This is a genomic window from Micromonospora sp. ATCC 39149 (assembly GCF_000158815.1).
GTDB lineage: Bacteria > Actinomycetota > Actinomycetes > Mycobacteriales > Micromonosporaceae > Micromonospora.
Genome location: NZ_GG657738.1, coordinates 3639714 through 3640564 on the forward strand (window position 1 = coordinate 3639714; position 851 = coordinate 3640564).

General features: G+C 78.6%; 1 pseudogene. It reads right to left on the bottom strand.

Annotated elements, in window-relative coordinates:
• Nucleotides 1-851 (bottom strand): annotated as a pseudogene (locus tag MCAG_RS33715) (hypothetical protein); the annotation flags it as partial.

Consider the following 851-nt stretch of genomic DNA (forward strand, 5'->3'; position numbering starts at 1 on the left):
CGCCTCGGTACGCCCCCAGGCCTCGCCCGGAGCCCACGGCTCGACGTCCGGCACGGCCGGTCGTTCGGACCGGTCGGCGCTGGGCCACTGCTGCGGGCTCTCGGCGGGAGCGGCCCAGGCCGGCCGGACCGTCCACGCTGACGGCGGCGGTGGCCCGGGCCGGTGGTACGGAGGTCGGCTCAGCCGCCGCCCAGTCGGGAACCTCCGGCCGGTCGTCCTGCCGCTGCGGCACCGACGCCGCGCCCCACGCGCCGGGCTGCCCAGACTCGTCGGCGGCGGGCCATGCGCTCGGCTTGGGCTGCTGGTCGTCGGCGTGGGCCGCCGTGGCGGCCCAGCCGCCGGAGCGGGCCGGGTCCTCCTGGGCGGGGACCGGGGAACCGGTCGCCCAGCCGCCGGAGCGGGCGGGGCTGTCTTCCTGCTGCGGGGTGGCGTTCCAGCCGCCGGAGCTGGCGTTGTCGTTGGCCTGCTGGTGGGGGTTCCAGTCGCTGGGGCGGTTGTTGTCGTCCTGGGGGGTGGCCCAGTCCTGGGGTGGGGTCGTCTGTCCGGGTACGCGGGCGGCACCCCGGGCGGCGGGTTCGGCCTGGCCCCAGGCGGCCGGCGGCTGTTCGGCCGGGCCGCCGGACCCGGGCTGCTCGGCGGGACCGCCGAAGGTGGGCTGACCGGACTGGCCGGTCGAGCCGGACTGGCCCGCCGGGCCGGGGGCTCCGGGCTGGTCGCCCTGCGCCCAGCCGCCGGAGCGGGCGGGGTCGTCTTCCTGCTGCGGGGTGGCGTTCCAGCCGCCGGAGCTGGCGTTGTCGTTGGCCTGCTGGAGGGGGTTCCAGTCGCTGGTCGATTGTTGTCGTCCTGGGGGG